We start from the raw sequence: 26,970 nt of genomic DNA on the forward strand, positions 1-26,970 counted from the left end.
CGTCTCCACCTCCTGCGAGGAGGAAGGATTCGCCAATGGCATCGAGAAATACGTGCTGGGAGATGCATGACATGACTGGTGGACATGATGTGAAGACCGGGACCATGGTGGTCCTGCCGGACGGGGAAGCCATTGCCCGGCATATGGCCAGATGGCTGACCGAACAGGCGCTGGCCAAGAAGGGCGGCCCGTTCGTGCTGGCGCTGTCGGGCGGGTCCACGCCCAGGCGGCTGTACCAGATCCTGGCGTCGGACGAATATCGCGACCGTTTCCCGTGGGCGAACACGCAGTTCTTCTTTGGTGACGAGCGTTTCGTGCCGGCCAGCGACCCGGCCAGCAACTACCACATGGTGGAGACGGAAATGCTGGCCCATGTGCCGGTGCCGCCCGGCAACGTGCATCCCATGCCCACATCGGGCGACCCGGCGCAGGCGGCGGCGAAATACCAGGCGGAGCTGGAAAAGGTCTATGGCGGCAAGGTGCTGGAACCCGGCCGCCCGCTGTTTGACGTGGTGATGCTGGGGCTGGGCGATAACGGGCATACCGCATCGCTTTTCCCGCGCCAGCCGGTGCTGGAGGAAAGGAAGCTGTGGGTCTCGACCTGCGTGCCCGATGACGCGCCGCATACGCGCCTGACCCTGACCTATCCTGCCATCCATTCCAGCCGGCATGTGGTGTTCATGCTGGCCGGGGCGGGCAAGCGCGAGGCCTTCGCCCGAGTGCGCGCGGGCGACCCGGCGGAACCCGCAAGCCACATCACCACCGAGGGAGACCTGACGTGGCTTATGGACACGGCGGCGGCGGGACAATAAATGCATGATGCGCCGCACGGGCGGTGATACGCAGCAAGGCAAATAAGAAAAGACGGGACACCCGAAAGAAATGTCCCGCAGGAGAGGAAACAGCGCATGTCCACGCATAATGCGGACCCGAGGGCGGAACTGAAGCGGCAGGCGGCGATCGAAGCCGCCGACATGGTCAAGGAAGGCATGGTGGTCGGCCTGGGTTCGGGCAGCACCTCCGCCTTCATGATCGAGGAACTGGGCCGCCGCTGGGCGGAAGGGCTGCGGTTCTGCGCCATCCCCACTTCGGAACATTCAGCCGAGCAGGCGCGTTCCCACGGGATCAAGCTGGTCACGTTCGCCACCCATCCCGAGATCGACATCGACATTGATGGCGCGGATGAGGTCGAGCGTGGCACCCTCAACCTGATCAAGGGTCTGGGGGGCGCACTGTTCCGGGAAAAGATCGTGGCCGCCGCCTCGCGCCGGTTCGTGGTTGTGGTGGATGACAGCAAGCTGGTGGACCGTCTGGGCGCGCGCGTGCCCGTGCCGGTAGAGGTCGCATCCTTTGGCTGGACCAGCACTGCGCGCAGGCTTGAAGCACTTGGCGCGCGGGTGACGCAGCGGCTGGACCGCAGCGGCAACGTGTTCGTGACCGATGGTGGCAACATGATCCTCGACTGCCATTTTGGCGAGATCGCGGATTCGGAAAAGCTCCAGCTCCAGCTTGACCGGGTGGTGGGCGTGATCGAGACGGGGCTGTTCATCGGCCGCACGTCGGAAGTGATCGTGGCCACGGCGGGCGGCCTGCAGAGACTGCGCGCGTCATGACCGGGCGGGGATTGTCCGACCAGGGCGTCCAGCCAAAGGTCATCGTGATCATGGGCGTGTCGGGCTGTGGCAAGACCACGCTGGCGGAGGGGCTGCATAACCTGCTGGGCTGGCCCTATCAGGAAGGTGACCTGCTGCACCCCCCGGCCAATGTGGCGAAAATGGCCGCCGGAATTCCCCTGACCGATGCCGACCGCCTGCCATGGCTTACGGCCTGCCATGACTGGCTGCTCAAGCGCGTGGCGTCAGGGCAGGGGGGTATCCTGACCTGTTCGGCGCTCAAGCGGTCCTATCGTGACCTGCTGCGCTCCGATGGGGCGGAGGGCATCGTGTTCGTCTATCTGGAAATACCTGAGGACACGCTGTACGACCGGCTCAAGCGGCGGCGCGGGCATTACATGCCCGCAAGCCTGCTGCCCAGCCAGCTTGCCACGCTGGAGCCGCCCACGCCGGACGAACATCCGATCGTGGTGCATCTGGAGGCAACCCCCGCCGAACTGATTGCCGAGACCCTTGGCCTGCTGAAGCAGCGGTTTCCCGAACGCGATCATGCGGGGTAGGGGCCGCTTTTCCCTTTCACCATCCGGTTCCGAGGATAAATGACCCCCACGCCCGCCGTCCTGTTCGTCTGCATGGGAAATATCTGCCGCTCCCCGTTGGCGGAGGCCGCGTTCCGTCACGTCGCGACAAAGGCGGGGCTGGCGGTTACGGTCGATTCGGCAGGAACGGGAAGCTGGCATGTGGGCGCCCCGCCGGACCAGCGGGCCTGCAGCGTGGCCCGGCGGCACGGGATCGACATAACCAGCTACCGCGCGCGCGTGGTCAAGGTGACGGATTTCGCGCGCTTTACCCATATCGTGGCGCTGGACCGCGCCAACCTTGAGCACCTGCTCTCCATCCGCCCGCCGGGCAGCCGCGCCGAAGTCTCGCTGCTGCTGGACCATGTGCCCGGACGGCAGGGCCAGAGCGTGGCGGACCCCTATTACAGCCCGGCCAGCGCGTTTGACACCACATGGCGCGACGTGACGGCCGGGGCGGAAGGGCTGGTCAGGAAATTGCGGAGCCGGTCATGAGCCGCCTGGCCCGGCATGGCGCGGCCCTGCTGGGCGCGCAGATATGGAACTGGCAGGCCCTGCAGGGCGGGGACATTGCCCATACGCTGCTGCTTTACCTGAATGACGGGCGCAAGGTCGTGGTCAAGAACGGCCCCGACCCGGTGGCGGAAGCGGACATGCTGCGCAGCCTTGGCCGTACCGGCGCGCCGGTGCCGCAGGTGCTGGGCGTGGATGAGGATGCGCTGGTTCTGCAATACCTGCCCGCCGATGGCACGCTGTCGAGCGGCTGGCTGGATCTGGGGCACGTGCTGGCGCAGGCCCATGCAGGCAGGCCCCCGCAGCCGGATGAGGCCTGTTACGGATGGCCTACGGATTACGCCTTTGGCACGTTGCCCGTGTGCAATACATGGTCACGTAGCTGGCCGGAGTTCTGGGCGCAGCAGCGTATTGGCGTGCATCTGGAGCATGTGGGCATAGACCTTGCCCGCCAGCTTGAGGCCCTCATGCGCCGCCTGCCTGACCTGCTGCCCGAAAGGCCTGCGGCATCCCTGCTGCATGGTGACCTGTGGGGCGGCAATGTGCTGGTGTCAGGGGGACGGGTTTCCGGGCTGATCGACCCGTGCTGCTATTACGGGCATGCGGAGGTCGATCTGGCCACCGCTGGCATATTCGACCGGCCCGCCCCGACATTCTATGCAGCCCATGGACCGCTTGAGGCGGGATACGAGGTCCGATTCGCGATCTACCGGCTATGGACCGCGCTGGTGCACCTGCGCCTGTTTGGTCCCACCTACATGCCGCTGGTGGCGCATTATCTGGATGCCACGGGCGCGAATGGCGGCTGAGGCCATTCGCGCCCGCCACGATCAGAGTGAGCGGTAGCGCGCCAGCCAGTGGGCATAGGGCGCGGGCAGTACCCACGGCGCATCCTCGCGCCCCAGCGTGCGGGCCGCGGCATAGGGCCAGTGCGGGTTTTCAAGGAAGGGACGGCCAATCATGGCCAGATCGATCCGTTCGTCACGGATCAGCCCGTCAATGGCCTGCGCATTGCCCAGATACCAGCTTGTGGCGACCGGCAGCCCGGTTTCTTGGCGTACGCGTTGCGCGATGGGCGCCATGAAGGACGGACCCCACGGAATTTTCGCTTCCGGTGTGGAAAAGCCGATGCTGACATCAAGAAAGTCCAGTCCGGAGTCGCGCAGGGTCCTGGCCACCGTAATGGCGTCGCGCAGCGTCTGCTCATCCTGCCCGTCGAACTCGATCATGCCCAGACGGGCGCTGAGGGGACGGTCCTCCGGCCAGACGGCGCGGACTTCCTGCAATGTCTCCACCAGAAAGCGGGCGCGGTTTTCAAGGCTTCCGCCATAGCTGTCGTCACGCTGGTTGGAGTGGACCGACAGGAAGCTCTGCGCAAGATAGCCATGGGCGAAGTGCAGCATGAGCCAGCCAAACCCCGCATCCCGCGCGCGCCGGGCGCTGGCCACGAAATCCTGCCGCACGCGGGTTATGTCCGCCATCGTCATGGCACGTGGCACCTTGGGCAGGCCCGCGCCAAAGGCCAGGGCGGAGGGGGCTATGGTTTCCCACCCGCGCGGGTCATCGGCTGCGATGTGGTCATCGCCTTCCCACGGGCGGTTGGCGCTGGCCTTGCGGCCTGCATGGGCGATCTGGATGCCGGGCACCGCGCCTGCGTCGCGTATGGCGCGCACCAGCGGGCGGAAGGCATCGGCCTGCGCGTCATTCCACAGGCCCAGACAACCCGGCGTGATCCGCCCCTCGGGTGAGACGGCCGTGGCCTCGACCACCACCAGCCCCGCGCCGCCACGGGCCAGGGTGGGGTAATGGACATTATGCCAGTCATTTACCATGCCCTCGACCGCCATGTACTGGCACATGGGGGAAACCACGATGCGGTTGCGCAGGGTCTCGCCCTTGAGCGTGTAGGGGGTAAAGAGGTCAGTCATCATATTGGTATCCGTTTACCGCGAACAGGCAGACAGACTGACCCCATGGCCCAGATGACGCAATGCGTACAGGCATGCATGGACGGCACGGATGCCATCACGACTTGCACAGGGCATGGAATATATATGTATTTGGGAGGGGCACCGGGAAATGGCGCGAGTGACGGGGCTCGAACCCGCGACCTCCGGCGTGACAGGCCGGCGCTCTAACCAACTGAGCTACACCCGCATCCGTTACTGCCCCGTGGGGCTGCAACCGTTCGGTGAGAGGGCAAATAACAGGCTGCTCCCCTCATGGCAACAGGGCAGGCAAAAAAAAACGTCATGACGGGCAGGTTCAGGGCATTTTTGCGTAAAGGTGCGTCAGGGGAGGAGAATTGACCCGCAGGGCGCGGACCGTGGGTACGGTGCATGGTCGATTCTCCGCTGCCGGGCAGGTGGTGCGGTTTATGGGCGCGATATGGACTGCCGTATGTGCCCTCTGACATTGTGCCTTTTTTGCCGGAAGCTGTCGGAAAGGGAGAATCCCGCCCTAAATGACGCCAGAATCCGGGCATGGAGTTGACTCCTGCCGCAGGGAAGGGTATTCGGGCGCCTCTTTGGCGGTATTCCGCCGCTAGTCGAGGGTCGGATCATGAAAATCAGAAACAGCCTGAAATCGGCCAAGGTTCGCGACAAGGACTGCCGCGTGGTCCGTCGTCGGGGCAAGGTCTATGTCATCAACAAGAAGAACCCGCGCATGAAGGCCCGTCAGGGCTGATTGCCTGACGGCCTTGACCGTCAACGTTCTTCCTGAACAGCCGCAAAGCCGCGCAGACAGGTTTTTAACAACCTGTGTTCGTGGCTTTTCGTGCGTACACTTTCTTGTAATAACAGCTCTGGCCGGTGCGCCCGCAGCATGGGCGCAGGCTCCTGGCCCCCATGGCGTGGGCCAGCATGCGGGGCCGCCCGCCACGTCACGGCCTGCCGCCCCGCCCACGATTGCGGAACTGGAAACGGAACTGGCCCATGCCGCCACGGCCAACGGCGCGCACGACCTTCTGGGCCGGATCGAACAGTTACGCATGAAGGATCTGGCGCCCACCACCAGCCTGCTGCTGCGCCGCGCGCAGGATGATCTGGACGCCCAGCGCCCGCTTGATGCCGTGCAGGACATGGATGACGCCCTGCTGCTCCAGCCTGATATTGAGGTGCTGTGGCGCAACCGTGCGCAGGCACGGCTGGCCGCCGCCAACCCCGATGGCGCGGTGGCCGATCTGGGTGTGGCCCTGCATCATGACGGGCGCGACCTCATGGCATGGAAAATCCTTGTCAATGTCGAGGAAATACGTGGCGACTGGCAGGCCGCGTGGAAGGCATGGCAGCATGTGCTGCAACTCGACCCGACAACGCCCGACGCCGCGCATGAGACGGAACGCCTGCGCCTGAAGGCTTTTGGCCAGCCAACCTGAACGCCACGCCCGGCAAACCGGTCCCGTAGAAGACAGAAATTTCTGGGTGCCGCCTTTTTTCAAAAAGGCGGCGTTCCTGAAGCTTCTTGCAAAGAGCTTCACCAAAAATTGTTAATCTGTGCCCCGAACCTGACCGGGGCCTTCAGCGGTCGGTCAGGCGGAATTCGATGCGCCGGTTACGTGCAAAGGCTTCGGGCGTCGTGCCGGGGTCCAGCGGCTGGTAATCGGAAAAGCCGGTGGCGGCCAGATGGCGCGGGCTGATCCCTTCGGCAATCAGCAGCTTGACCACGGTAATGGCGCGGGCGGAAGACAGCTCCCAGTTGCTGGCAAAGGCGGAGTGGATCGGCTGGCGGTCGGCATGCCCGTCCACACGCAGTATCCATGGCACATCGGCCGGGATTTCCTGGGCGACCTGCCGCAGGGTTGCGGCCAGAATCTTGATTTCCTGCACACCCTCGGGTGAGAGTTCGGCCCCGCCGGGGGGGAACAGGACCTCGCTCTGGAATACGAAGCGGTCCCCTACAATCTGCACGCCCTTGTGGTTCTGCATGACATCACGCAGGCGGCCGAAGAATTCGGAGCGGTAATGCTGCAACTGCTCCACTTTTTCCGCCAGCGCCACGTTGAGCTGCAGGCCGAGGTTGTCGATCTTCCGGTCGCGGTCATGCACCTCGTTTTCCGTAACATCCAGCACGCTCGCAATGGCGCTGAGCTGCTGGCGGAGCTGGGCAACCTGTTCATCCAGCGCGGTGGCGTGGGCCTGCGCGCTGTCGCGTTCGGTGGTCTGCTGGTTGAGCTGTGCGGTCAGTGACGTGGCGGTGGCCACATCCGCCTCATGTGCTTTCTGCAGGGTCGCGACCTCGTGCTGCAGCGCGCTTGTGTGGCTGCGCTCCAGCGAGAGCATCTGGCCCAGCCGGGTCACTTCATGCTCAAGCTGGGTCAGCGCCTGCTGGCGCTTGTTCAGCGCGACGGACAGGAAGGCCTGCCCCAGCACGAAAACAAGCAGCACGAAGATGATGACCATCAGCAGCGTGGACAGCGCATCGACATAGCCGGGCCAGGCATTCAGTTCGGAACGGATCGAGCGACGGGAGCGGCGCGCCATGGGGTGAACCTTATATGCGATCAGGAGGCGGAATGGTTCATTCCGGGGGCGCTCGCGGCAATGGTGCGGGCAAGCAGGCGCAGGTCATTGCGGATGTCGGTCGCCATCTGCTCCCGTCCCGCCGCTGATTCCTGCACCAGGCGGGCCAGCAGGGATTCGATTCCCTGCAGGTGGTCATCGGCACGGCTGTCGGCCATCTGGGCCAGACGGTCGTTCAGCGCGGTCAGCAGGCGCTGTTCCTGCGCGCGGATTTCCTCGCTACGGGCCAGCAGGACCTGAAGCTTTTCCATGTTCTCGGCGGTATGTTCCAGCAATGCCTGCACATAGGCCGGAATGCTGGCGTCATTGCCGCCAACCTGCAGCCCTGTGGCCGAAAGCCGGGTGATGCTGGCCAGCCATTCCTCCAGCTCGTTGAAAAAGCGGGTCTGGGCCTGTCCGGCGGTCAGGTCCAGAAAACCCAGCACCAGCGCACCCGCCAGCCCGAACATGGAGCCCGAAAATGCCGTGCCCATGCCGTGCAGCGGCCCGGCAAGGCCGGATTTGAGCTGGTCGAACATGACATTCATGTCGCCGCTGCCAACGCTCATGTTCCCGATCACATCAGCAATGGAGCCAACGGTCAGCAGCAGCCCGTAAAACGTGCCCAGCAGGCCGAGGAAGATCAGCAGGCCCGTCAGGTAGCGCGAGAGTTCACGCCCCTCATCGAGCCGGGCGGAGAGGCTGTCGAGCAGCGACTGCATGACCGGGGCGGACAGGGTCAGCCTGCGCCCCTTTTCATGCGTGGCCAGCATGGAGGCCATGGGGGCAAGCAGGCGCGGCGGCGGCGGGGTGGTCAGCCCGTCACGCGGGTGGCGCAGGATGCTGACCCAGCGTACCTCCGGGATCAGCCGCAGGATCATGGTGATGTTCCACCCGATACCCAGCAGCAGGATGCCGACGATCAGCCCGTCCAGATAGGGGTTGTTGCAGAATGCCTGGTAAAGTGTGGAGGAAAGCAGGGCTGTGACACCCCCGACCGCCAGAAGAAACAGCAGAACCCGTACAAGATAGGTCGTCGGACGTGTCACGCAATGGTTTCCTTAATGCGCAGGTGGACTGGTGGAAGCCGAGGCCACCACACCCGAACGGGTAACGTCAATACAATCCGCTCCGGCTCCCTGCGCGTTTTCATCGGGCAGGCCGACCGCGCGGACGTAGATGCGCGTGGGTGCTACACCTGCATGGATCAGCACCGATCGTGCCGCAAGCCCGCGCGACAGCGCAACACGGCGGGGTGTAGAGGGATCATCCCGCCGGCCCTCGCCATAAGCGGCGATGTTGACGTGCTGGTCGGGCAGCCGGTTCATGATTGTGGCAAATGTTTGCAGGGCCGTAATCATGCGCGAATTCATGGCCGCGGACTGCATGGTGAAGTGCAGGCGCGTGCCACCGGGAATCCGTTCCGCCCGCCCGCGCGCCTGCGGGTCGGCCTTGACTTCCGGCGGCAGCGGCAGCGGGTGGGCGGGCACATGCAGTTCCGGCGGCCGCAGCACGGGGTTGTCGGGCGGCTGGGTGGCGACGGGTGGCAGCGATGCCAGGGCGGCGGGCGATGCGATGGCCGATGCCGGGGCGTGACTGCCCGGAATGTCCGTGCCCGTGCTGCCACTCGTGGCCTCGCCCGCATGGGGTGTGGCCGCCGGGCGCTGGGGCGCGCCAAGGGCGTCGAGCGCGCTTGTGCTGGTCGTAACCTGCGCATGGGCGTTCTGCCCCGGGCCGGACAGCCCGCAGCCCACGGCGCCCAGCAGGGCCAGGCCGCGCAGGTAGCGGCGGAAAAACGGGAGGGAGGGAGAGATATGATACATCGCCCCGGCAGGCTACCGGGCGATGTTGGATGCTGCAATCGGCAAAACACCGGCGGCCATCCCGGCAGGGAGGCAGTGCGGTGACACGGGTGCGGCCTGAAGGATGGAGATGTGCTCCAGGAAGGCTGCAGGCAACGCCGCCTTTTGGGGAAAAGGCGGCGGCCGGAAACCTTTATCCGTTTCCGGACAGGTGGTTAGTCGATGCTGCTGGCAACCAGTTCACGCAGCGGGCCATGCATGTTCGGGTTGGCGACAACCGCGTCGATGGAGGAACCCAGGTCGTTCAGGTCCACGCCAGCCGGGTCCGTCGCGTAGCCACCGGCCTCGCGCACCAGCAGGATGCCCGCGGCACAGTCCCACGGCTTGATGCCCAGTTCCCAGTAGCCATCGTAACGACCCGCCGCGACCCATGCGAGGTCGAGCGCCGCCGCGCCGAATCGGCGGATACCGGCAACCTGCGGCATGAGCGCGCCCAGCGTGCGGGCAAAGGACAGCCGTGCGCGTGCCGGAACCTTGGCAAACGGGATGCCGGTGGCGAACAGGGCCTCATGCATGGAACGACGGCCGGACACACGCAGGCGGCGGTCGTTCAGGAACGCGCCCACGCCCTTTTCCGCCCAGAACATCTCATTGGCGGCGGGGTTATAGACCAGCCCGGCCACGATCTCGATCGTGCCATCGGGCAGGCGGCGCTGCAGCCCGATCGAGATGGCCCAGTGCGGGATGCCGTGCAGGAAGTTGGTCGTGCCGTCCAGCGGGTCCACGATCCAGCGCCACGTCCATCCCTCGCTCCCCGAAGCACCGCTTTCTTCCATCAGGAAGGCGTAGCCGGGGCGTGCGCGGGCCAGTTCCTCGCGGATGGTGGTTTCGGCCCGCAGGTCGGCCTGCGACACGAAATCGCCAGGGCCCTTGATGCTGACCTGAAGCTGCTCGACTTCATTGAAGTCACGCAGAAGACGGCGTGCGGCCTTCTGGGCAGCGTTCTGCATCACCGTCATATGGGGAGAGAGTCGCATTGCCACGGTGATCGGTCCTGTCTAGTTCGGCGGTGGAACGGGAAATGGGTAAGGGGCTGGAAAAACCGGCCATGCGGGGCATTTTCACGCCCCGGCATGGCGGGCGGGATCAGGACTTGGCGCGCTCGACGTAGGTGCTGTCCTCGGTGCGGACCACGATGTGCTCGCCCGCTTCGATGAAGGGGGGCACCATGGTCTTCACGCCGTTGGACAGGCGCGCGGGCTTGTAGGACGAGCTGGCCGTCTGGCCCTTGACCACGGGGTCGGCCTCGACCACTTCCAGCGTGACCTGCGCGGGCAGGACCACGCCAACCGGGTCGCCTTCCACCAGGTTGAGCACCAGCGTCATGTTGTCCTGAAGGAACGGGGCCTGGTCGCCCAGCAGGTCCAGCGGCAGGAGAAGCTGCTCGAACGTCTCGGGGTCCATCAGCACGATGTTGTCACCGTCCATGTAGGAGTAGGTGTATTCCTTCTCCTCGGTCATCAGGCGCTCGACGCTGTCGGCGGTGCGCCAGCGTTCGTTGGTCTTGTTGCCGGTCTTGAGGTCGCGCATCTCGACCTGGATGAACGCGCCGCCCTTACCGGGGGTGATGATCTGCTGCTTCAGGACCGTCCAGCGACGGCCGTCGTGCTCGATGACCTGCCCGGCACGGATCAGGTTTGCCTGCTGCTTCATGGTGGTCCCTGTAATGGTTATGGGAAGTATGGCGGTTCGGCTTCTAGCGTCCCCGGCGCGGAAGGGCAAGGTTTGCGGCTGTCTTTTCAGCCGCGTTCGCGCGCAAGCCGGTGGATCGTGCCATCGGGTGCACGCACGCGCAGGTGGCCGTCCGGCCCCGTATGCAGGTAATCGGGTGCGATGGGCACCTTGCCATGGCCACCGGGAATGTCCAGCACATAGGTGGGCCACGCGATGCCCGTCACCCGCCCGCGCAGGCCGGCCAGCAGGCGCTGCCCCTCGCGTATGGGCACGTGGAAGCGCGCGGTGCCGGGGGCGGGGTCAAGCTGGTGCAGGTAATACGGGCGGATACGGGCGGCAACCTGCGCGCGCAGCAGGTCTTCCATGGCTTCGGGCGTGTCGTTCACCCCGCGCAGCAGCACCGACTGCCCCAGCACGGGAATGGCGCGCGCCTGCACCCGGCGTATGGCGGCGCGGGCCTGCGGGGTCAGTTCGCGTGCGTGATTGACATGCACCACCAGCCACATGGAGCGCGTGGTGTCCAGCGCCTCCGCCATCTCCGCATCCAGTCGCTCCGGGTCGGCAACCGGCACGCGTGAATGGATGCGGATGGTGTGGATATGCGCCATGCCTTCCAGCGCGGTCATGATCGCGCGCATCCGCCGTGGCGAGAGCATGAGCGGATCGCCCCCGGTCATGACCACTTCGTGTATGTCGGTATGCGTGCGCAGCCAGTCGAGCGCGCGCGCCAGTGCCGCGTCATCCAGCACGCCGCCACCGGGGCCGACATGCTCGCGGCGGAAACAGAAGCGGCAGTAGAGCGGGCAGACCAGCAGGGGCTTGAGCAGCGCGCGGTCGGCATAACGGTGCACGATGCCCGGCACGGGGGAGAGCGCGTCATCCCCGATCGGGTCGGGATCTTCCGCCGCTTCCGTATGGCATTCCGACGGGTGGGGAATGACCTGCCGCCCGATCGGGTCATCCGGCGTTTCGATCAGGCTGGCGAAGGCGGGCGGGATGGCGGTGGCATACTGCCGGGCCACCTGCTCCAGCTCCGGTGCCTGCGTGGGGGGAACCAGCCCGGCATCAAGCAGGTCCGTCACGCTGCGCAGGGTGCGCGTGATGGCCCGTGGCCCGGAACGGGGGGGATTGACCGCGGATGTCATGCCGGGGCTGTACTGCGCCCCCGTAGCCGCTGCAACCGGAGATGCCGCCCCATGCCCGATTCTGTTCCCGCTTCCGCCGATCCGGACCGGATTGTGGACCGTCTGCCCTTCCTGCTGCGGCGTAATCTGGTGCGGCGCGGGATCAGGGCGTTTTTCGATGCCCGTGGCTATGTGGAAGTTGAAACCCCCTGCGCCGTCCCGACTCCGGGCGAGGAAGTGCACCTGAAGGTATTCCGCACCGAGCGGGTCGGGCCGGATGGCGCGATCCAGCCATTATGGCTGCATACCAGCCCGGAATTCGCCATGAAGCGCATCGTGGCCGCGACCGGCCTGCCGGTGTACCAGCTTGCCCGGGTATGGCGGAACGCGGAAGGCAGCCACCTGCACGCGCATGAGTTCACCATGCTGGAATGGTACCGCCCCGGTGCGACCCTTTCCGCCCTGATGGATGAGACGGAGGCCCTGCTCCGCGCGGTGCTGCCGCCCGTCGTGCGGGCGGGGGGTGCTGAAATCGGCATTGCGCCCGCGTTCGAGAGGCTGTCGGTCGCGGATGCCTTTCACCGTTATGCCGGGGTGGACATTCTGGCGACCGAGGGGAACGCTGCCGCCCTGGCCGATGCCGCAGGCTGCACGCTACGTGCGGGCGAGACGTGGGAAGACCTGTTCTTCCGCCTGATGATGGCCCGCATCGAACCCCATATCGGCCGGACGCGCCCGACATTCCTGACACACTGGCCCGCCAGCCAGGCGGCCCTTGCCCGCCGCGACCCGGCGGACCCGCGTGTTGCGCTGCGTTTTGAACTGTATGCGGGCGGGATCGAACTGGCCAACGCCTTCGAGGAACTGACCGACAGCGCCGAGCAGCGCCAGCGTTTCATGGTGGACCGCGCCCGCCGCACGGAACTCTACCCCCATGAGGGCGGGCTGGACTGGCCGCTTGACGAGGCCTTTCTCGCAGCACTCGACAGCCTGCCCCCCTGCGCGGGCATCGCGCTGGGGTTTGACCGTCTGGTCATGCTGGCGGCGGGCACGGGGCGCATTGCCGATGTACAGTGGCTGGGATCGTAACGCTGCCTTCGGGCCGCGCGCCGGATTTCAGGCCGCCTCGATGGCCGCGTTCATGGCCCGCACACCGGCGGCCGGGCCATCGGGGTGGGACCATACGGCGCTGATCACCGCCAGGAAATCCGCCCCCGCGCGCACGAGCGGCGCGCAGTTGGCGGGGGTTATGCCGCCAATGGCCACCACGGGCAGTTCGATCATGCTGCTCCACCATGTCAGCAGGGACGGATCGGCCCGGACTTCCGTTTCCTTGGACGGGGAGGGGAAAAACGCCCCGAACGCCACGTAGTCAGCCCCGCCTTCCCCCGCGCGCAGGGCCATGTCGCGGCTGTCGTAGCACGAGACGCCCAGTTGCAGGTCATCACCCAGTATGCGGCGCGCGGTGGCCACGTCGGTATCGTCCATGCCCACATGCGCGCCGTCGCACCCGCAGGAAACGGCAAGGTCGGGGCGGTCATTGAGAATGAAGGCCACATCGCGCGCATGGGCCACGGGCTGGAGGATGTCCACCGCACGGCGCAGCGTGTCGTCCGCCACGTTTTTCAGGCGCAACTGCACGGCGGCAACGGGGCCGCCATCCAGCGCTTCGGCCAGGCGGGGGGCGAACGCCACGGGATCAAGCGATTCGGGCGTGATGAGGTAAAGCTGGCAATCGGTCATGTCGGCCCGATCCTAGGCTACCGTGGCGATGGCGAACAGCCCCCGCATGGGGCCTGACCCCCCGTGTCGTTACGATACGTGGCGGGTGCGCAGGTACCTGTCCAGCACATCACGCGCCCCGCGCACGGGCAGTTCCAGCGCGCGCGGGCGCTGGCGCAGCACCCGCGCGCCCATGCCCTGCGCCAGTGATGCGAGCGCATGATGCTGTGGGTCAGGTGCCGCGACAATAATGCCCCGCACGCCCGCATGCAGCGCCGCCGCCGCGTAACCGGCCGCCTGCCCGCAATCCAGCAGGCCGGGCAGGGGGCAGTCCGCCGTCAGGGCAACCCACCATGCCGCCCCCATGAAACAGCCGGCGCCGGGGGGCGAAACCACGGTGCAGCCCATGCGTATGGCCTCCGGCACCGCCATGACCAGCGCCAGGTCATGTGCGCTGGCAATGACGATATGGGCGGGATGCGGCACAGAATGGTCATGTTTGTCGATCATGCTTGACGTTGAAACCGCACCGCGCGATCAGTTCAAGGGGAGGAATGCGGGAAAGGATGAACGTGTCTGACATTATCGTGCCATCGGAACAGGAAGCGGCAGACGCTCCGCCCCAGACCGGGCAGCACCCGGCCGACCGTCTGGAACTGGCGTTGAACCGTATTGCCTTTGCTCTTGACCGCCGCGCGGAGCTGGCGTCCGTGGCGCGCCCGTCCACGCCGGATGTGGATGTTCATGCGCTTGCCGCCAATATCGACGCCCTGATCGCCCGCGTGCGCGACGTGCTGGGCGAGGAAGAAGAACTGACCGGCGGGGAGGAATAGGCCCATGAGCCAGGTGACGGTGCGCATCAACGGCTTTTCCTATGCCGTGGGGTGCAAGGAAGGGCAGGAGAAACATCTCCAGGCCATGGCGCAGGAGGTCGAGCGCCGGATCGAGCGTATTCACGCGCTGGGCGGCCATAGCGGGGAGGGGCGGCTGCTCGCCCTTGCCGCCCTGCTCATGGCCGATGAAATCCATGACCTGACGGCGGAAAAAATGTCGTCCGACACCGCCCACCAGCTTGCGCTGGGCAAGCAGGCGCGCATCGAGAACGAGCGGCGGCGCGAGCAGCTTGCCCATCTGGTCGAACGTGCGGAAAACATTGCGGCCGCCATGGAAGATGAGTAGAATGAAGGGGCGGGGCTGCCGGGTGCGTCAGGCATGATTCAACCCCTGGGCCGATAAGCACTTCCTAGGGAGCTGGCACTGTCGTGATCGTGGTCACGTTATCTGGCGCCCACCTGCGTCAGCAGGTCCGGGAGGGCTGATCCGACCAACGGCCACGGCGGCTCCGTATTATGGTTTCATGACGTTATCCCAGCCCGGATCATGGCCCATCGCCCGCGCCAAGCAGGCGCTGCGCGATGAAATGACACGGCGGCGGCAGGCTTTTGCCGCCAGCGCCACGCGCGCCATGGTGGAAGACAGCCTGCGCCGCCGCATGGTGCGGGGGCTGCGCGCCATGGTGGGGGCGGGTGACTGCATTTCCCTCGTCTGGCCCCTGCCGGGCGAGATCGACCTGCGCCCCGTGATGCAGGCCCTCCATGCCGACGGGCTGTGCGTCGCCCTGCCTGAAACCACGCCAAAGGGCCATCCCCTTACATTCCGCCTGTGGCAGCCCGAATGTGTCATCCAGACCGGGCGCTATGGCACATGCCACCCCGAAGGCCCCCCCGTGCGGCCCGATGTCGTGTGCGTGCCGCTGCTTGCGTTTGACAGGCGCGGCATGCGGTTGGGATATGGTGGGGGTTATTATGATCGTACGCTGGCCGCACTGCGTGGCGCGCGCGCCGTGGGGTTTGGCCTGTCCTTTCAGGAAGTGACATGCATCCCCACCGGCCGGTATGACGTGGCGTTGCCTGCGATCGTGACCGAACGTGAATGGATCCGGTGTCGTGGTGACGGGCGGACACGGTAAAAAAGGCTGTTTTCTTGAGAATACTGTTTCTGGGTGACATCGTGGGCCGGGTCGGGCGCGAGGCCGTGATTTCCCGCATGCCGGCGCTGCGGCGTGAACTGGCGCTCGATTGCGTGGTGGTGAATGGCGAGAATGCAAGCCACGGCTTCGGCCTGTCGCCCGCCATCGGGCGTGACCTGCTGGATGCGGGCGTGGACGTGATCACGCTGGGCAACCATAGCTGGGACCGCCGCGATCTGATCGGCCATATCGGCAGCGAACCACGCATCATCCGCCCCGCCAACTATCCGCCCGGAACGCCGGGGCAGGGGAGCGTGGTGGTGGAACTGGTCGATGGGCGCAAGGTGCTGGTGGCCAATGTCATGGGCCGCCAGTTCATGGATGCGATGGATGACCCGTTCCGTGCAATGACCGATATCCTCTCCCGCCACCGGCTGGGGGTGACGGTGCACGCCGCCATCGTGGATGTGCATGCCGAGGCCACGAGCGAGAAATGGGCCATGGGCCATTATCTCGATGGCCGGGTCTCGCTGGTGATCGGAACCCATACCCATACGCCCACGGCGGACCATCGCATCCTGTCCGGCGGCACGGCTTTCCAGACCGATGCGGGCATGTGCGGTGATTATGACAGTGTGATCGGCATGGGCAAGGACGCGGCCATTGCGCGTTTCGTGCGCAAGATGCCCGGTGACCGCCTGCAGCCAGCCGAGGGCGAGGCCAGCATCGCGGGCATGATGGTGGAAACCGATGACGCCACCGGCCTTGCCCGCCGCATGGCCCCGCTGCGGCAGGGCGGGCACCTGGCGCCGACCATGCCGGATTTCTGAGGCTATTCAGCGGAAAGCTTCAGGAAGCGCCACCTTTTTGAAAAAGGTGGCGCCCCGAGACTGTTCTTTATTCCGGATCTACCGGAAGGCGGGTTCGTCAAACCCGCGCAGCTTGCGTGAATGCAGCCGGTCCACGCCCTGTGCGCGCAACTGCTGCATGGTCTCGATGCCCACCACCAGATGCTGGCGCACCCGCTCGCGATAGAAGGCGTTGGCCATGCCGCGCAGCTTCAGTTCCCCATGCAGCGGCTTGTCCGATACGCACAGCAGCGTGCCGTAGGGTACGCGGAAGCGGAACCCGTTGGCCGCGATGGTGGCCGATTCCATGTCCACCGCAATGGCGCGGGATGTGTTGATGCGGGTGAACAGCGCGTTGAGCCGCAGTTCCCAGTTACGGTTGTCCGTTGTCATGACCGTGCCGGTGCGCAGGCGGGTCTTGACCTCGGCATCATGCAGGCCGGTCACGCGGGCCGTCACGTCCTGCAGCGCGACCTGTACTTCCGCAATGGGGGGAATGGGCACCCATGGCGGCAGGTCGTCATCGAGCACATGGTCATCACGCAGGTAGCCATGGGCCAGTACGTAATCCCCCAGCTTCTGGCTGCGGCGCAGGCCCGCGCAGTGCCCGACCATGAGCCAGCAATGCGGGCGCAGCACCGCCAGGTGGTCCGTGATCGTCTTGGCGTTGGCAGGCCCCACGCCGATGTTGATGAGCGTGATGCCATCGCCATCGGGGCGGCACAGGTGGTAGGCGGGCATCTGCGGCAGGCTGTGGCCCGCATGGGCGCTGGCGTGCGGGGCCTCGCGCGTATGGATGATCTCGCCCGGCTCGACAAAGGCCGTGTATTCCGTGCCGCTATCGACCTGCGCATGCCCGTATTCACGGAATGCATCAACATAGCGCTGGTAATTGGTCAGCAGGATGAAGCGCTGGAAATGGCGTGGCGCGGTGCCGGTGTAGTGATGCAGGCGCGCCAGTGAATAATCGGTGCGTGCGGCGGTGAACAGCGCCAGTGGCCGGGGGGTATCGGGGCGGGGGATATAGTCGCAGTTGGCGATCGAATCGTCCGTGACATGCAGGTCCGGCAGCGCGAAATGCGACTGTATCCACACAAGGTCCGCCTCCGTCAAGGAGGTGACGGCTTCCTCCATCACATAGGACAGCGGTATCGGCTGGTGCGACATCCCGACCATGACCGGGGTCTTGTAATGGTGCAGCAGGCTCGTGATCTGTTCGCGCCAGTAATCGGCAAACAGGGCGGGGCGCGTCAGTGTCGTACCGTAGAAGCCGGGTTCGAGCACCACATCAAATGGCGGGCGCGGGCCATCGGGCGGCAGCGGCGCGTTGGGGATGAAGGCCAGGTAGGGATAGGTCGCATCAGCCAGCCCCGTCGTGTCGCGCGTGCTGAAGGCATGGCGGATACGGGTTGCGGCGCGGTCGTACAGTTCGGCAATCCGGGCCACGGCGGCGTCGGCATTGTCGAATGCACGGAAATCACGCCCCGCCTGTTGCAGTAATCTGGCTGTGTCCATGCGTCATCTCGCTGTGTCTGTCCCGCCTAGCGGCGGATGAGGATGTAGTTGATGGTCAGGTCAATGGGGAATGTATCACCCTGCATGTCCGGCGGCACGGGCGGGAGCTGGGCGTTGCGGAACATGCCCACCGTCGCCGCATCAAGGTAATAGGAGCCGGACTGCCCGGTCAGGCGGACCTTGGTGACATGTCCCTCGCGGTCGAGTTCCACATGCACCGAGGATGGCCCTTCCTCACCCGCGCGGGCGGCTTCCTCGGGGTAGTACATGTGGCTGCGGATCCAGCGGTCGAGTTCATTGCCGTAATCGTCGCTCACGCCCTTGATCTGGGTGGAGGAGGAATAGGGCGCGTTGATCTTGCCATTGCTGACCACCGGCCCAAGCGACAGGTCGATCGGCCCCCCCGTGCCGCCCGCGCGTCCATGCCGGTCACGGCGCGGCAGGGGCGAGGCGGAGAAGGACCAGTTCATCGGGTGCTGGAGGGCCGCATAGGCGTTGGGTGATGACGGGCTGTGCGACTGCTGGGCCGCGTGCTGCCCGTGGCCCGAGGTCTGCATGGCGGGATTGAACTGGTCCTGCTGCTGTGACTGCGGCACCGACAGGTCGGATGGTGCCTCGCCCAGTGGCGGGGCGGAGGGGGTCTGCGCGCTCGGGCTGTTGGCCGAGGGCGATGAATCCTCGCTGTTCTGGGGCTGGTTGGGGTTCTTCTCCTGCGCGGTCGGCTCACGCTGCGTGTCCTGCTGCGGGTGGCGCGCGTTCTCGCCCCCCGCCATGTCGGGCGAGGACTGGCCCTGCAACCCGCTGGAGGTAGGCGGCGAGAACACCATTTCCACCTGCGGCTCCGACTGCATCGCCTCGGGTGAGCCATGCTGGCGGTGATGGGCGGATTCGACCAGGATGACCGCCAGCAGGACCGCATGCACCAGCCCCGATATGGCGATGCTGCGTCCCGGGCCGGGCGTTTCCACCGTGTCGGGGCGGATCAGGCCCGACAGCATGGGGCGTAGCTTGCGGTAGCCCTCCGGCCGCGGCACGACCACGCCGGGCAGCAGACGCTCGCGCTCGGGCGGCTGGAAATGTTCGCGCGCGTCGGAAACCGGCTGGGTGCCTGTCACGCCCGTGCCATGTGGGATCAGTACGGGCTCCACGGCGTTGCGCCACCGGGAGGAGGGACTGAGTGTCGCCGTCATGAAAGGCTACGGGTCTCCGCCATGCTGGTCTGTTGTGGGGGCCGCGCGTCCGCCCGCCCTGTTATATCGCCAGCATAACTGACGCAGGGGGGGGGGCTGTCAAGGACCGGATATGTAACGGAAGGCCGTTCAGTAACTTTCGGTGAAGTTTTCCAGTAATTGCGCAAATCTCTGTGGATTTTCGACATGCAGCCAGTGTCCCGCCCGTTCGATCAGTTCCAGCCGGTAGCACGGAAACAGCCTGCGCATGATGGCATAATGCTCGGGCCGGATATAGGGCGAATTCTCTCCCGCCAGGAACAGCGTCGGGCCGGGATAGGTATAGCCTTCAGGCATGTAGGGCCAGCTTTCCACGTTGGACATGGACTCCACGATCTCGCGCAGCCCTATGGTCCAGCCGGGATTTTCCCCGATACGGATGTTCTGGAGCATCAGCGCCCGGACATCGGTGTTGGGAATGTAGTGCTGGAGCAGCGTGTCCGCCCCCGCGCGGTTCAGGTAGGGGGGAAACGAGACGCGCAGCATCTGCTCACCCAGCCCGAACTGCCCATGGCCGGTGCGCGCGGGCGGGATGTCGGCCACCAGCAGGCTATGCACCATGCCCGGCCGGGTCAGCGCCAGCGTCATGGCGACCTTGCCCCCCATGGAATGGCCGACCAGCGTGGCAGGCAGGGCATTGTGGTGGCCCAGCGTTTCCAGCAGGTCGGCGGCCATGGCGTTGTAGTCCATAAGCCCGTGCGGGCTGTCGCCATGGTTGCGCAGGTCCACCGCCAGCGTGCGCCGCGTGCGGGCCAGGCGACGCTGGAAAAAGCCCAGATTGCGCGCCCGGCCGAACAGGCCGTGCAGCAGGACAACCGGCGGGCGGGCATCCGTATCCGGCCCGGTTTCCTCAGGCCCACGCTCGATGACGTTCAGTAGCACCAGATCCGTTCCTATCGCCCTGTCATGCCGCTGGCCTGCTGCTGGAGGTCGAGCATGATTTTCCCCATATGTGACCCGTTTTCCATGAGTTTATGGGCATCGGCAACCCGCGCAAAGGGGAACGTGGCGTGGATGAGCGGGCGGATGGCCCGGCGGGCCAGCAGGGGCCAGACGCGGGCTTCAAGCTGCCGGGCGATTTCCGCCTTGTACGCACTGTCACGCGGGCGCAGCGTGGTGCCGGTCACGACCAGCCTGCGGGTCATGATGCGGGCCAGATTGACGCCATCGGCCTTTGCCCCGCCCTGTAGCGCGATGATGACCAGACGCCCTTCCGGCGCGAGTGAACGCAGGTTGCCCTCCAGATACGATGCGCCAACCATGTCCAGTATGACATTTACGCCGCCGCCATCGGTCAGTTCCTTTATGCGCTGCGGAAAATCCTCGGTGCGGTAATTGATCGCCGCACTGGCGCCAAGTGCCGTGCACAGCGCGCATTTTTCATCCGTTCCGGCGGTGGCGTACACCGTGCCGCCCAGCGCGCGCACTAGCTGGATGGCGACGGTGCCAATGCCGCTGGTGCCGCCATGGACCAGCACGCGCTCCCCCGGTTTCAGACCCGCCGTCATGAACAGGTTGGACCAGACGGTAAAGAACGTCTCCGGCAGGGCAGCGGCATGAACCGCATCAAAACCGGCCGGCCATGGCAGGCACTGCCCGGCGGGCACGGTGCAGTACTGCGCGTATCCCCCGCCATTGACCAGCGCACACACCCGCGCGCCCACTGCCGGGAAGTCATCCGCCGTCAGGCCCGCGCCACGGGCCACGACTTCGCCCGCCACTTCCAGCCCCATTAACGGGCTGGCCCCCGGCGGTGGCGGGTACAGCCCCTGGCGCTGCATGATGTCGGGGCGGTTGATGCCTGCCGCCATGACCCGGACCAGCACTTCCCCTGCCGCGGGCTGCGGTACCGGTACGGTGGAGATGATGAGGGAATCGGGGCCGCCGGGTGCCGTGGTGGTGACGGCCTGCATGGTGTCGGGAACGTGCTGGGTCATGTCTGTCCTCCTGGGGGTAGCATGCGGCATGTACGCGCCGAGGTGTAGGTGATATGGCGACCGAAACGGCGGGGCGGAGGGGAGATCAGGCAAACGTGTGCCTTTTCCGCCAGTTGCGCGCGGAGTCGCGTGCCCGCGCACCAGGCATGAAAAAAGCGCCGGGACCTGCTGGTCCCGGCGCTTCGCTGCGTATCCTGACCCGTAAGGGAAAGGAAATCAGACGGAGTAGTACATCTCGAACTCGGCCGGATGCGGGGTGTGTTCGAACTTGTACACATCCTGCCACTTGATTTCACAGTAGCTCTCGATCTGGTCCTTGGTGAACACGCCACCGGCCAGCAGGAACTCGTGATCAGCTTCCAGCGCGGTCAGGGCTTCACGCAGGGAACCCGCAACGGTCGGGATCTGCTTCAGCTCTTCCGGCGGCAGGTCGTACAGGTCCTTGTCCATGGCGTCGCCCGGATGGATCTTGTTCTTGATGCCGTCCAGACCGGCCATGAGCATGGCGGCGAACGCAAGGTAGGGGTTGGCCGTCGGATCGGGGAAGCGGACCTCGACGCGCTTCGCCTTCGGGCTGGTCGCGTAGGGGATGCGGCACGAAGCAGAACGGTTACGGGCCGAGTAGGCCAGCAGCACGGGCGCTTCAAAGCCCGGGATCAGGCGCTTGTAGGAATTGGTGGACGGGTTGGTGAAGGCGTTGAGCGCCTTGGCGTGCTTGATGATGCCGCCGATGTAGTACAGCGCCTCATCCGACAGGTCGGCATAGCCGTTGCCGCCGAATGTGGGCTTGCCATCGCGCCAGATGGACTGGTGCACATGCATGCCCGAGCCGTTGTCGCCATAGATCGGCTTCGGCATGAACGTGGCCGTCTTGCCATAGGAATGGGCGACGTTGTGCACGCAGTACTTGTAGATCTGCATGAAGTCGGCCGCCTTCACCAGCGTCGCGAACTTCGTGCCCAGCTCATGCTGCGACTGTGCGACTTCGTGGTGATGCTTCTCGATCGGCAGGCCCATCTCGCCCATGGTGGTCAGCATTTCGGCGCGCAGGTCGCCTTCGCTGTCCACGGGAGCGACGGGGAAGTAGCCGCCCTTCACGCCGGGGCGGTGGCCCATGTTGCCTTCGGGGTAGTCCTTGAGCGACGCGCCCGGGCCTTCAACGCTTTCCAGCTCGTAGGTGCCGAAGTTCGGGCCGGTGCCGAAGCGCACGCTGTCAAAGATGAAGAATTCGGCTTCCGGGCCGAAGAAGGCGGTGTCGCCCAGGCCGGTGGACTTCAGGTACTGCTCGGCCAGCTTGGCGGTGGCGCGCGGGTCGCGGTTGTAGAACTGCCCGGTGGAGGGCTCCACGATGTCACAGACCAGGATAAGCTGCGGCTTGGCGGAGAACGGGTCCATGACCGCCGTTGTCGGGTCAGGCAGCAGGATCATGTCGCTTTCGTTGATGGCTTTCCACCCCGCGATGGAGGAGCCGTCAAACATGAACCCTTCGCGGAAGGTGTCTTCCTCGATCGTGGTGACGTACTGGGTGGTGTGGTGCCACTTGCCACGCGGATCGGTGAAACGCAGGTCAACCATCTCGACCGCGTTTTCCTTGATGATTTCAAAAACCTTCGCGATGGCTTCAGCGGAATGCGACGGTGCCGAGACCGTGGCAGAAGCCTGTGCTTTTTTTGCCATGTTAAATTTACCTGTCCTGACTACTAGTGTGCCGTTCCATGCGGCGCGGCGGTTATGGTTACGGAAACGTATGGCTGCTGTCGATAGCCTAGATACATGGCATCAATGTCCGGATGGAGCGGCTCAGATGGCGTCGACCCCCCGTTCCCCCGTCCGGATGCGGATCACGTCCGACACGGGAGTGACGAATATCTTGCCATCCCCGATGCGCCCGGTCCGGGCGGCGGTCATGATTGCTTCGATCGCACGCTCGGTCATGTCGTCCGGGCATACGATCTCGAGCTTAACCTTGGGCAGGAAATCGATGATGTATTCGGCACCCCGATAGAGTTCCGTCTGCCCCTTCTGGCGGCCGAAGCCCTTGGCCTCGATCACGGTGATGCCCATCAGGCCGATCTCATGCAGGGCATCTTTCACCTCGTCGAGCTTGAAGGGCTTGATGATGGCTTCGATCTTTTTCATGCCGCTGTGTCAGTCTTCCGTCCTGTGGTGCGCCTGCGCGCCGTTTATCTGGCGGCGACAGGGTTGCACGGCTTTGGATTTCAGGCAATCGGATGATATGGCAAAAAAGCGCACACGCGCGCTCACACGCCCGTACGACAGGATGCCACGATGAAACCGACGAACTCCATGCTTTCGGGGCTGCCTACCACCATTTTTTCCGTCATGTCCGCGCTGGCGGCGGAACATGGCGCGATCAACCTCGGTCAGGGGTTCCCGGATACCGAAGGTCCGGTTGACCTGGTGGAAGCTGCCGCCGCCGCGCTGCGCGACGGGCGCAACCAGTACCCGCCGCTTACGGGCGTGCCCGAACTGCGCCGCGCCGTGGCGCGGTCCAATGCACGGTTCTACGGCATTTCGGTCGATCCCAACCGCGAGGTCGTGGTGACATGCGGGGCGACGGAGGCCATCACGGCCTCGCTCATGGCGCTGGTCAACCGCGGTGATGAGGTGGTGGTGTTCGAGCCCCTGTACGACACCTACCTGCCGGTGCTGGAAATGCTGGGCGCGGTGGTGCGCACCGTGCGCCTGGCCCCGCCGCACTGGGACCTGCCGCGTGCCACCCTGGCGGCAGCCTTCAGCCCGCGCACCAAGGCCGTCCTGCTCAACACGCCCATGAACCCGACGGGCAAGGTCTTCACCCGTGACGAACTTGAGTTCATTGCCGGGCTGCTGGCGCGCCATGACGCCTATGCCGTGTGTGACGAGGTTTACGAGCACCTGACCTTCGCCCCCGTGCGCCACCAGCCGCTCATGGCACTGCCGGGCATGCGTGAACGCACGATCCGCATTGGCAGCGCGGGCAAGAGCTTTTCCATGACGGGGTGGAAGGTGGGCTACGTGACCGCCCCGGCCCCGCTGGCCGACCTGGTGGCCAAGGCGCACCAGCTCCTGACCTTTACCGTCGCCCCCAACCTGCAGCGCGCGGTGGCGCTCGGGCTCGACAAGGACACCGCCTATTTCGAGCGGCTGGCCGAGGGCATGCGCTCGGCGCGGGACTGGCTGGCCGAGGGACTGGTGCGCGCCGGATTCGACGTGCTGCCGTGCGATGGCAGTTACTTCCTGATTGCCGACATCACGCCGCTGGGTTTCCGTGGGGGGGATGTCGCGTTCTGCCAGCAGATGGTGCGCGATGGGGGAGTCGCCGCGATTCCGGTCTCGGCTTTCTATGACCCGCGTGGCCAGAACATACCCGACAGCTACGTGCGCTTTGCATTTTGCAAGAAGACCGGGGTGATCGCGTCGGCCATCCAGAGGCTGCAGACGGTGCGTGAGCGGCTTTGCGAAGGAAATGTTGCAGAAATTCGAAAAGGGTAATTGACGGCTGCCCGTGGTTTCTCTAAATCACGGGCCAGTTGTGGCGGACGTAGCTCAGTTGGTAGAGCGCCAGGTTGTGGTCTTGGATGTCGCGGGTTCGAGCCCCGTCGTTCGCCCCACTCTAGTTTCCTAGAAATAATGAATATGTTTTACATGCCCCACCGGCTCATGCCGGTTGCGGGAATGTAAGGGCCAACCCGTCCTCAAGTGGTCGCGGCTGAAAGCCGAGCTGCGCGCGCATGGGCGCGATATCGAAAATCTTGTCTTCCAGCAGCCGCCTGACCTCGGGCGGTGTTATGCGTGGCAACCCCGGCAGGCGCAGGCGTGACAGGGCGATCAGCACTGTTCCCGGTACCGGCAGCACGCGCCGGGGGCGGAGTCCCGCAGCCCGTGCCACCATGCGCGTGAAATCACGGTAGGTGACCTGATCCCGCCCGGCGATGACCAGACTGTGCGGCCCCGCCCATGGGCGGTTCAGGGCCGCGATCAGGGCGCGGGTGACATCACCCTGCCATATGGGCTGCACGCGCGCCCGCCCGCCACGCGGCAGCGGCAGCACCGGCAGGCGCTGCATGAGGGCGGCAAGGCGCTGCACATTATCCTCGCCCGTGGCGCCATAAATCATTGTGGGGTGAAGCAGCACGCCATCCCGGTCGGACCGGGCGAAGGCCTGTGCACCATGCAGCACGCCCCGGGCATGGGCGTCGGGCCAGCGGGTGAAGATGCGCGTGCTGCCCAGCGCCACGATCCGGGCATGCGCGGGGGCGGCCGCCAGCACGGCGGGCAGGTGGCGGGCATGGGCGGTCAGCACGACCGATGTGGCATCGGCCAGTGCGGCGCGCAGGGTGGTGGGATCAGATTCCAGATCAGCCCGGCGGGCAGGTGCAGTTATGCCCGTGGCCTGCCAGCGTGCAAGGTCACGCACGACCGGAACGAAGCTCCGGCCCTGTCCGGCCAGTGCGCGACATAGCGCCAGCCCCGACCGGCCGGTCGCGCCGATGACATGCACCGGCCCGCTATCGGGCATCAGGGTGTCGAGATGGTCAGGCCCAGAGGGGCTGCGACCGACGGGTCACCCGCCATGGACAGGGCGATCCCCAGCATCATGAGGTTGACCGGCTTCATCGGGCGCAGCGCGACCTGCAGCGGGTGGTCGGATGGGGACTGGAGGAAGCGGCCCATCGCGCGCATCGAGTCGTCACCGGAGTTGGTGAGCGAGGCCAGCAGGTTCTGCCTGTAGGTATCCACATCCATGTCACGGCTCTTGGCTAGCCCGGCCAGCACGTGGTCCGCCAGTGAATGGTCTTCCCATGTCAGGGCGGCGGAGACGATGCGGGCAGTCTCGGGGATGATGGACATGTCGTCAAAGGGGATCTGGTCCAGCTCGGCCACCATGCTCAGGTTGCCCATGTCCGGCGCGCTGACTGTCAGCGGTTCCAGATGGATGCGGCCCGCGCTGCGGTCGCTGGTGCTGTTGGCGTGGATGTTGCCGGTGAAATGGTCGTAGCCGAAGGCATTGAGGATGGACGGGTTGTCAGACCCGGTGGACCAGATCGTCAGGTTGGTCAGGGTTGTGTCCATCTTATCCTCCGTCTCGGTGGAGGAACGCGATGTGGCTACGTGGTCGATCTGGAGCATGGGGTGCGTGCTGTCGATCTCCACCTTCTTCAGGTCCATGGTCTGGGCATGGCTTTCATGGATCAGGTGGCCCGACTGAAGCAGGCTTGCCACCTCGCCCGCGAAATCCGGCCCGTCGAGCCGGATGTGCTCGACCGACAGGCGGCGCGTGGGGGCAAGGTTGATCTGGGTCGCCAGCCGCTCGACATCAAGGTTGGAGGACCGGCCCGATCCGTACTGCCCCACCACCATGCGCCCGACCGTAATGTCGGTCTGGCTGCGCGGGATGGCCAGGTGCATGTTGGACAGCGTGGCCCGGTCCAGCACCAGGGAATCGAAGCCCAGCGGGCGGGCCATGTCGGCTGCGGCGCGCGCGGTGTTGGGCAGCACGAGGTTGGTCAGCGCCACCCGGTCCAGCGAAATCGTGCTGTCCGGTGTCATGACCTTTACATCACGCAGTACAAGGCTGCCGATCTTCTCGCCCTGCACGTTGTTGCCGGTCAGGCCGCCCAGCCGCACATCCGCCGCCGTAAGTGTCATGGCCGGGTTGTGGTATGTCACGGCAGTAAAGTGTGCCCCGCGCGCCAGCGTGCGGGGGCGGGCCGTGGCGTAGCTGAAGGTGGCGTCATGCCCAAGGGAGGCGCGGAAGTCGGCAATGCCGGCTTCAAGCCTGCGCTCGGAAAAATGATGCACCCCCCAGCCGCCGACAAGCAGCACAAGCACAAGCAGGGGAATGGCGGGGTAGAGTTTCTTCACGAGCCTGACATCCGTA

The 26,970-nt window shown here is 65.5% G+C and carries 30 protein-coding genes, 2 tRNA genes and 1 other RNA gene; 15 read left to right on the forward strand and 18 right to left on the reverse strand.

Translation table 11 applies throughout. The features are described from left to right. The first annotated feature begins 62 nt into the window (after positions 1–62). The 5 genes from pgl (at position 63) to DY926_RS08700 (ending at position 3,513) form a co-directional block, all read left to right on the forward strand. The gene (gene pgl / locus DY926_RS08680) at positions 63–812 is read left to right on the forward strand and encodes a 6-phosphogluconolactonase (protein WP_116703008.1); all 750 of its coding nucleotides are present in this window, start codon (positions 63–65) and stop codon (positions 810–812) included. Between the two features lie 96 nt (positions 813–908). Then, positions 909–1,613 (forward strand): ribose-5-phosphate isomerase RpiA, encoded by a 705-nt coding sequence (gene rpiA / locus DY926_RS08685; protein ID WP_116703009.1) that lies wholly within the window; start codon positions 909–911, stop codon positions 1,611–1,613. After that, on the forward strand, positions 1,610–2,173 hold the full coding sequence (locus DY926_RS08690) for a gluconokinase (protein WP_186336116.1): 564 nt from the start codon (positions 1,610–1,612) through the stop codon (positions 2,171–2,173). The genes rpiA and DY926_RS08690 overlap by 4 nt, the downstream gene beginning before the upstream one ends. Before the next feature lie 39 nt (positions 2,174–2,212). Then, complete coding sequence (locus DY926_RS08695; protein WP_116703011.1) at positions 2,213–2,686, forward strand: low molecular weight protein-tyrosine-phosphatase; 474 nt, start codon at positions 2,213–2,215, stop codon at positions 2,684–2,686. Next, the gene (locus DY926_RS08700) at positions 2,683–3,513 is read left to right on the forward strand and encodes a fructosamine kinase family protein (protein ID WP_116703012.1); all 831 of its coding nucleotides are present in this window, start codon (positions 2,683–2,685) and stop codon (positions 3,511–3,513) included. Before DY926_RS08695 ends, DY926_RS08700 begins: the two co-directional genes overlap by 4 nt. A gap of 21 nt (positions 3,514–3,534) precedes the next feature. Here DY926_RS08700 and DY926_RS08705 read toward each other — a convergent pair whose 3' ends face one another. Next, positions 3,535–4,632 (reverse strand): NADH:flavin oxidoreductase/NADH oxidase, encoded by a 1,098-nt coding sequence (locus DY926_RS08705; RefSeq protein ID WP_116703087.1) that lies wholly within the window; start codon positions 4,630–4,632, stop codon positions 3,535–3,537. Positions 4,633–4,784: 152 nt separating this feature from the next. Further along, a tRNA-Asp gene (locus DY926_RS08710) sits at positions 4,785–4,861 on the reverse strand. A gap of 405 nt (positions 4,862–5,266) precedes the next feature. Between DY926_RS08710 and ykgO the strand changes: the two genes are divergently transcribed. Beyond that, positions 5,267–5,392, forward strand: a complete 126-nt coding sequence (gene ykgO, locus DY926_RS08715) for a type B 50S ribosomal protein L36 (RefSeq protein WP_003617324.1) — start codon at positions 5,267–5,269, stop codon at positions 5,390–5,392. A gap of 166 nt (positions 5,393–5,558) precedes the next feature. Further along, the gene (locus DY926_RS08720) at positions 5,559–6,083 is read left to right on the forward strand and encodes a tetratricopeptide repeat protein (RefSeq protein ID WP_241503133.1); all 525 of its coding nucleotides are present in this window, start codon (positions 5,559–5,561) and stop codon (positions 6,081–6,083) included. Positions 6,084–6,225: 142 nt separating this feature from the next. Here the strand turns inward: DY926_RS08720 and DY926_RS08725 are convergent, their stop codons facing one another. From DY926_RS08725 to DY926_RS08750, 6 genes are all read right to left on the reverse strand, one after another. Beyond that, on the reverse strand, positions 6,226–7,188 hold the full coding sequence (locus DY926_RS08725) for a peptidoglycan -binding protein (protein WP_116703013.1): 963 nt from the start codon (positions 7,186–7,188) through the stop codon (positions 6,226–6,228). Positions 7,189–7,208: 20 nt separating this feature from the next. Then, positions 7,209–8,255, reverse strand: coding sequence for a flagellar motor protein MotA (locus DY926_RS08730; protein ID WP_116703014.1), 1,047 nt, complete (start codon positions 8,253–8,255; stop codon positions 7,209–7,211). Between the two features lie 12 nt (positions 8,256–8,267). After that, complete coding sequence (locus DY926_RS08735) at positions 8,268–9,029, reverse strand: OmpA family protein (protein ID WP_116703015.1); 762 nt, start codon at positions 9,027–9,029, stop codon at positions 8,268–8,270. Between the two features lie 194 nt (positions 9,030–9,223). After that, positions 9,224–10,045 carry an inositol monophosphatase family protein gene (locus DY926_RS08740; protein ID WP_186336122.1) on the reverse strand — a complete coding sequence of 274 codons (822 nt, stop codon included), beginning with the start codon at positions 10,043–10,045 and terminating at the stop codon, positions 9,224–9,226. Between the two features lie 109 nt (positions 10,046–10,154). Further along, on the reverse strand, positions 10,155–10,721 hold the full coding sequence (efp, locus tag DY926_RS08745; RefSeq protein ID WP_116703017.1) for an elongation factor P: 567 nt from the start codon (positions 10,719–10,721) through the stop codon (positions 10,155–10,157). Positions 10,722–10,807: 86 nt separating this feature from the next. Further along, entirely contained in the window at positions 10,808–11,887 is a 1,080-nt protein-coding gene (locus tag DY926_RS08750) for a lysine-2,3-aminomutase-like protein (RefSeq protein ID WP_116703018.1), read from the reverse strand. 51 nt (positions 11,888–11,938) lie between these two features. Between DY926_RS08750 and epmA the strand changes: the two genes are divergently transcribed. Continuing rightward, complete coding sequence (gene epmA / locus DY926_RS08755; protein WP_116703019.1) at positions 11,939–12,955, forward strand: EF-P lysine aminoacylase EpmA; 1,017 nt, start codon at positions 11,939–11,941, stop codon at positions 12,953–12,955. A gap of 27 nt (positions 12,956–12,982) precedes the next feature. On the opposite strand, the gene thiE is transcribed toward epmA, so the two are convergent. Together thiE and DY926_RS08765 are read right to left on the reverse strand one after the other, a co-directional pair. Beyond that, on the reverse strand, positions 12,983–13,609 hold the full coding sequence (thiE, locus tag DY926_RS08760) for a thiamine phosphate synthase (RefSeq protein WP_116703020.1): 627 nt from the start codon (positions 13,607–13,609) through the stop codon (positions 12,983–12,985). A gap of 69 nt (positions 13,610–13,678) precedes the next feature. Then, entirely contained in the window at positions 13,679–14,098 is a 420-nt protein-coding gene (locus DY926_RS08765) for a hypothetical protein (protein WP_116703021.1), read from the reverse strand. A gap of 56 nt (positions 14,099–14,154) precedes the next feature. Between DY926_RS08765 and DY926_RS08770 the strand changes: the two genes are divergently transcribed. The 5 genes from DY926_RS08770 to DY926_RS08790 all read left to right on the forward strand — a co-directional run bounded on the left by DY926_RS08770 (position 14,155) and on the right by DY926_RS08790 (position 16,387). After that, positions 14,155–14,421 (forward strand): hypothetical protein, encoded by a 267-nt coding sequence (locus DY926_RS08770; RefSeq protein ID WP_116703089.1) that lies wholly within the window; start codon positions 14,155–14,157, stop codon positions 14,419–14,421. A 4-nt stretch (positions 14,422–14,425) separates the two neighbouring features. Next, positions 14,426–14,767, forward strand: coding sequence for a cell division protein ZapA (locus DY926_RS08775; RefSeq protein WP_116703022.1), 342 nt, complete (start codon positions 14,426–14,428; stop codon positions 14,765–14,767). A 9-nt stretch (positions 14,768–14,776) separates the two neighbouring features. Beyond that, positions 14,777–14,935: non-coding RNA, 6S RNA (ssrS, locus tag DY926_RS08780), on the forward strand. A 10-nt stretch (positions 14,936–14,945) separates the two neighbouring features. Beyond that, positions 14,946–15,557, forward strand: a complete 612-nt coding sequence (locus tag DY926_RS08785) for a 5-formyltetrahydrofolate cyclo-ligase (protein WP_116703023.1) — start codon at positions 14,946–14,948, stop codon at positions 15,555–15,557. 14 nt (positions 15,558–15,571) lie between these two features. Beyond that, positions 15,572–16,387 (forward strand): TIGR00282 family metallophosphoesterase, encoded by an 816-nt coding sequence (locus tag DY926_RS08790; RefSeq protein ID WP_116703024.1) that lies wholly within the window; start codon positions 15,572–15,574, stop codon positions 16,385–16,387. A gap of 78 nt (positions 16,388–16,465) precedes the next feature. Here the strand turns inward: DY926_RS08790 and DY926_RS08795 are convergent, their stop codons facing one another. The 6 genes from DY926_RS08795 to DY926_RS08820 all read right to left on the reverse strand — a co-directional run bounded on the left by DY926_RS08795 (position 16,466) and on the right by DY926_RS08820 (position 23,225). Beyond that, a complete protein-coding gene (locus DY926_RS08795) occupies positions 16,466–17,920 on the reverse strand; it encodes an AMP nucleosidase (RefSeq protein WP_116703025.1) in 1,455 nt (484 codons plus the stop codon). A 26-nt stretch (positions 17,921–17,946) separates the two neighbouring features. After that, positions 17,947–19,110, reverse strand: a complete 1,164-nt coding sequence (locus DY926_RS08800; RefSeq protein ID WP_116703026.1) for an energy transducer TonB — start codon at positions 19,108–19,110, stop codon at positions 17,947–17,949. Between the two features lie 129 nt (positions 19,111–19,239). Further along, positions 19,240–20,031 carry an alpha/beta fold hydrolase gene (locus DY926_RS08805; RefSeq protein WP_116703027.1) on the reverse strand — a complete coding sequence of 264 codons (792 nt, stop codon included), beginning with the start codon at positions 20,029–20,031 and terminating at the stop codon, positions 19,240–19,242. Positions 20,032–20,042: 11 nt separating this feature from the next. Next, the gene (locus DY926_RS08810; protein ID WP_186336117.1) at positions 20,043–21,086 is read right to left on the reverse strand and encodes an NAD(P)H-quinone oxidoreductase; all 1,044 of its coding nucleotides are present in this window, start codon (positions 21,084–21,086) and stop codon (positions 20,043–20,045) included. Positions 21,087–21,302: 216 nt separating this feature from the next. Beyond that, positions 21,303–22,763 carry a type I glutamate--ammonia ligase gene (gene glnA / locus DY926_RS08815; RefSeq protein ID WP_116703028.1) on the reverse strand — a complete coding sequence of 487 codons (1,461 nt, stop codon included), beginning with the start codon at positions 22,761–22,763 and terminating at the stop codon, positions 21,303–21,305. A 123-nt stretch (positions 22,764–22,886) separates the two neighbouring features. Beyond that, on the reverse strand, positions 22,887–23,225 hold the full coding sequence (locus tag DY926_RS08820; protein ID WP_116703029.1) for a P-II family nitrogen regulator: 339 nt from the start codon (positions 23,223–23,225) through the stop codon (positions 22,887–22,889). 150 nt (positions 23,226–23,375) lie between these two features. On the opposite strand from DY926_RS08820, the gene DY926_RS08825 reads away from it, so the two are divergent. Then, on the forward strand, positions 23,376–24,581 hold the full coding sequence (locus DY926_RS08825; RefSeq protein WP_116703030.1) for an aminotransferase: 1,206 nt from the start codon (positions 23,376–23,378) through the stop codon (positions 24,579–24,581). Positions 24,582–24,624: 43 nt separating this feature from the next. Then, positions 24,625–24,700: transfer RNA gene (locus DY926_RS08830), tRNA-His, on the forward strand. Positions 24,701–24,747: 47 nt separating this feature from the next. Here the strand turns inward: DY926_RS08830 and DY926_RS08835 are convergent. Together DY926_RS08835 and DY926_RS08840 are read right to left on the reverse strand one after the other, a co-directional pair. Then, entirely contained in the window at positions 24,748–25,608 is an 861-nt protein-coding gene (locus tag DY926_RS08835; protein WP_116703031.1) for an NAD(P)H-binding protein, read from the reverse strand. Then, positions 25,608–26,954, reverse strand: coding sequence for a hypothetical protein (locus tag DY926_RS08840; protein WP_116703032.1), 1,347 nt, complete (start codon positions 26,952–26,954; stop codon positions 25,608–25,610). Before DY926_RS08840 ends, DY926_RS08835 begins: the two co-directional genes overlap by 1 nt. Between the last annotated feature and the right edge of the window lie 16 nt (positions 26,955–26,970).

The organism is Komagataeibacter melaceti (genome assembly GCF_003403295.1).
In the GTDB taxonomy this organism is placed as follows: domain Bacteria; phylum Pseudomonadota; class Alphaproteobacteria; order Acetobacterales; family Acetobacteraceae; genus Komagataeibacter; species Komagataeibacter melaceti.

Excerpts from the sequence above, each read along its gene's own strand:
- pgl (WP_116703008.1), top strand. The coding sequence starts at position 63 with ATGCATGACATGACTGGTGGACATGATGTGAAGACCGGGACCATGGTG.
- rpiA (WP_116703009.1), top strand. The coding sequence starts at position 909 with ATGTCCACGCATAATGCGGACCCGAGGGCGGAACTGAAGCGGCAGGCG.
- DY926_RS08690 (WP_186336116.1), top strand. The coding sequence starts at position 1,610 with ATGACCGGGCGGGGATTGTCCGACCAGGGCGTCCAGCCAAAGGTCATC.
- DY926_RS08695 (WP_116703011.1), top strand. The coding sequence starts at position 2,213 with ATGACCCCCACGCCCGCCGTCCTGTTCGTCTGCATGGGAAATATCTGC.
- DY926_RS08700 (WP_116703012.1), top strand. The coding sequence starts at position 2,683 with ATGAGCCGCCTGGCCCGGCATGGCGCGGCCCTGCTGGGCGCGCAGATA.
- DY926_RS08705 (WP_116703087.1), bottom strand. The coding sequence starts at position 4,632 with ATGACTGACCTCTTTACCCCCTACACGCTCAAGGGCGAGACCCTGCGC.
- ykgO (WP_003617324.1), top strand. The coding sequence starts at position 5,267 with ATGAAAATCAGAAACAGCCTGAAATCGGCCAAGGTTCGCGACAAGGAC.
- DY926_RS08725 (WP_116703013.1), bottom strand. The coding sequence starts at position 7,188 with ATGGCGCGCCGCTCCCGTCGCTCGATCCGTTCCGAACTGAATGCCTGG.
- DY926_RS08735 (WP_116703015.1), bottom strand. The coding sequence starts at position 9,029 with ATGTATCATATCTCTCCCTCCCTCCCGTTTTTCCGCCGCTACCTGCGC.
- DY926_RS08740 (WP_186336122.1), bottom strand. The coding sequence starts at position 10,045 with ATGCGACTCTCTCCCCATATGACGGTGATGCAGAACGCTGCCCAGAAG.
- efp (WP_116703017.1), bottom strand. The coding sequence starts at position 10,721 with ATGAAGCAGCAGGCAAACCTGATCCGTGCCGGGCAGGTCATCGAGCAC.
- DY926_RS08750 (WP_116703018.1), bottom strand. The coding sequence starts at position 11,887 with ATGACATCCGCGGTCAATCCCCCCCGTTCCGGGCCACGGGCCATCACG.
- epmA (WP_116703019.1), top strand. The coding sequence starts at position 11,939 with ATGCCCGATTCTGTTCCCGCTTCCGCCGATCCGGACCGGATTGTGGAC.
- thiE (WP_116703020.1), bottom strand. The coding sequence starts at position 13,609 with ATGACCGATTGCCAGCTTTACCTCATCACGCCCGAATCGCTTGATCCC.
- DY926_RS08765 (WP_116703021.1), bottom strand. The coding sequence starts at position 14,098 with ATGATCGACAAACATGACCATTCTGTGCCGCATCCCGCCCATATCGTC.
- DY926_RS08770 (WP_116703089.1), top strand. The coding sequence starts at position 14,155 with ATGAACGTGTCTGACATTATCGTGCCATCGGAACAGGAAGCGGCAGAC.
- DY926_RS08775 (WP_116703022.1), top strand. The coding sequence starts at position 14,426 with ATGAGCCAGGTGACGGTGCGCATCAACGGCTTTTCCTATGCCGTGGGG.
- DY926_RS08785 (WP_116703023.1), top strand. The coding sequence starts at position 14,946 with ATGACGTTATCCCAGCCCGGATCATGGCCCATCGCCCGCGCCAAGCAG.
- DY926_RS08795 (WP_116703025.1), bottom strand. The coding sequence starts at position 17,920 with ATGGACACAGCCAGATTACTGCAACAGGCGGGGCGTGATTTCCGTGCA.
- DY926_RS08800 (WP_116703026.1), bottom strand. The coding sequence starts at position 19,110 with ATGACGGCGACACTCAGTCCCTCCTCCCGGTGGCGCAACGCCGTGGAG.
- DY926_RS08810 (WP_186336117.1), bottom strand. The coding sequence starts at position 21,086 with ATGACCCAGCACGTTCCCGACACCATGCAGGCCGTCACCACCACGGCA.
- glnA (WP_116703028.1), bottom strand. The coding sequence starts at position 22,763 with ATGGCAAAAAAAGCACAGGCTTCTGCCACGGTCTCGGCACCGTCGCAT.
- DY926_RS08820 (WP_116703029.1), bottom strand. The coding sequence starts at position 23,225 with ATGAAAAAGATCGAAGCCATCATCAAGCCCTTCAAGCTCGACGAGGTG.
- DY926_RS08825 (WP_116703030.1), top strand. The coding sequence starts at position 23,376 with ATGAAACCGACGAACTCCATGCTTTCGGGGCTGCCTACCACCATTTTT.
- DY926_RS08835 (WP_116703031.1), bottom strand. The coding sequence starts at position 25,608 with ATGCCCGATAGCGGGCCGGTGCATGTCATCGGCGCGACCGGCCGGTCG.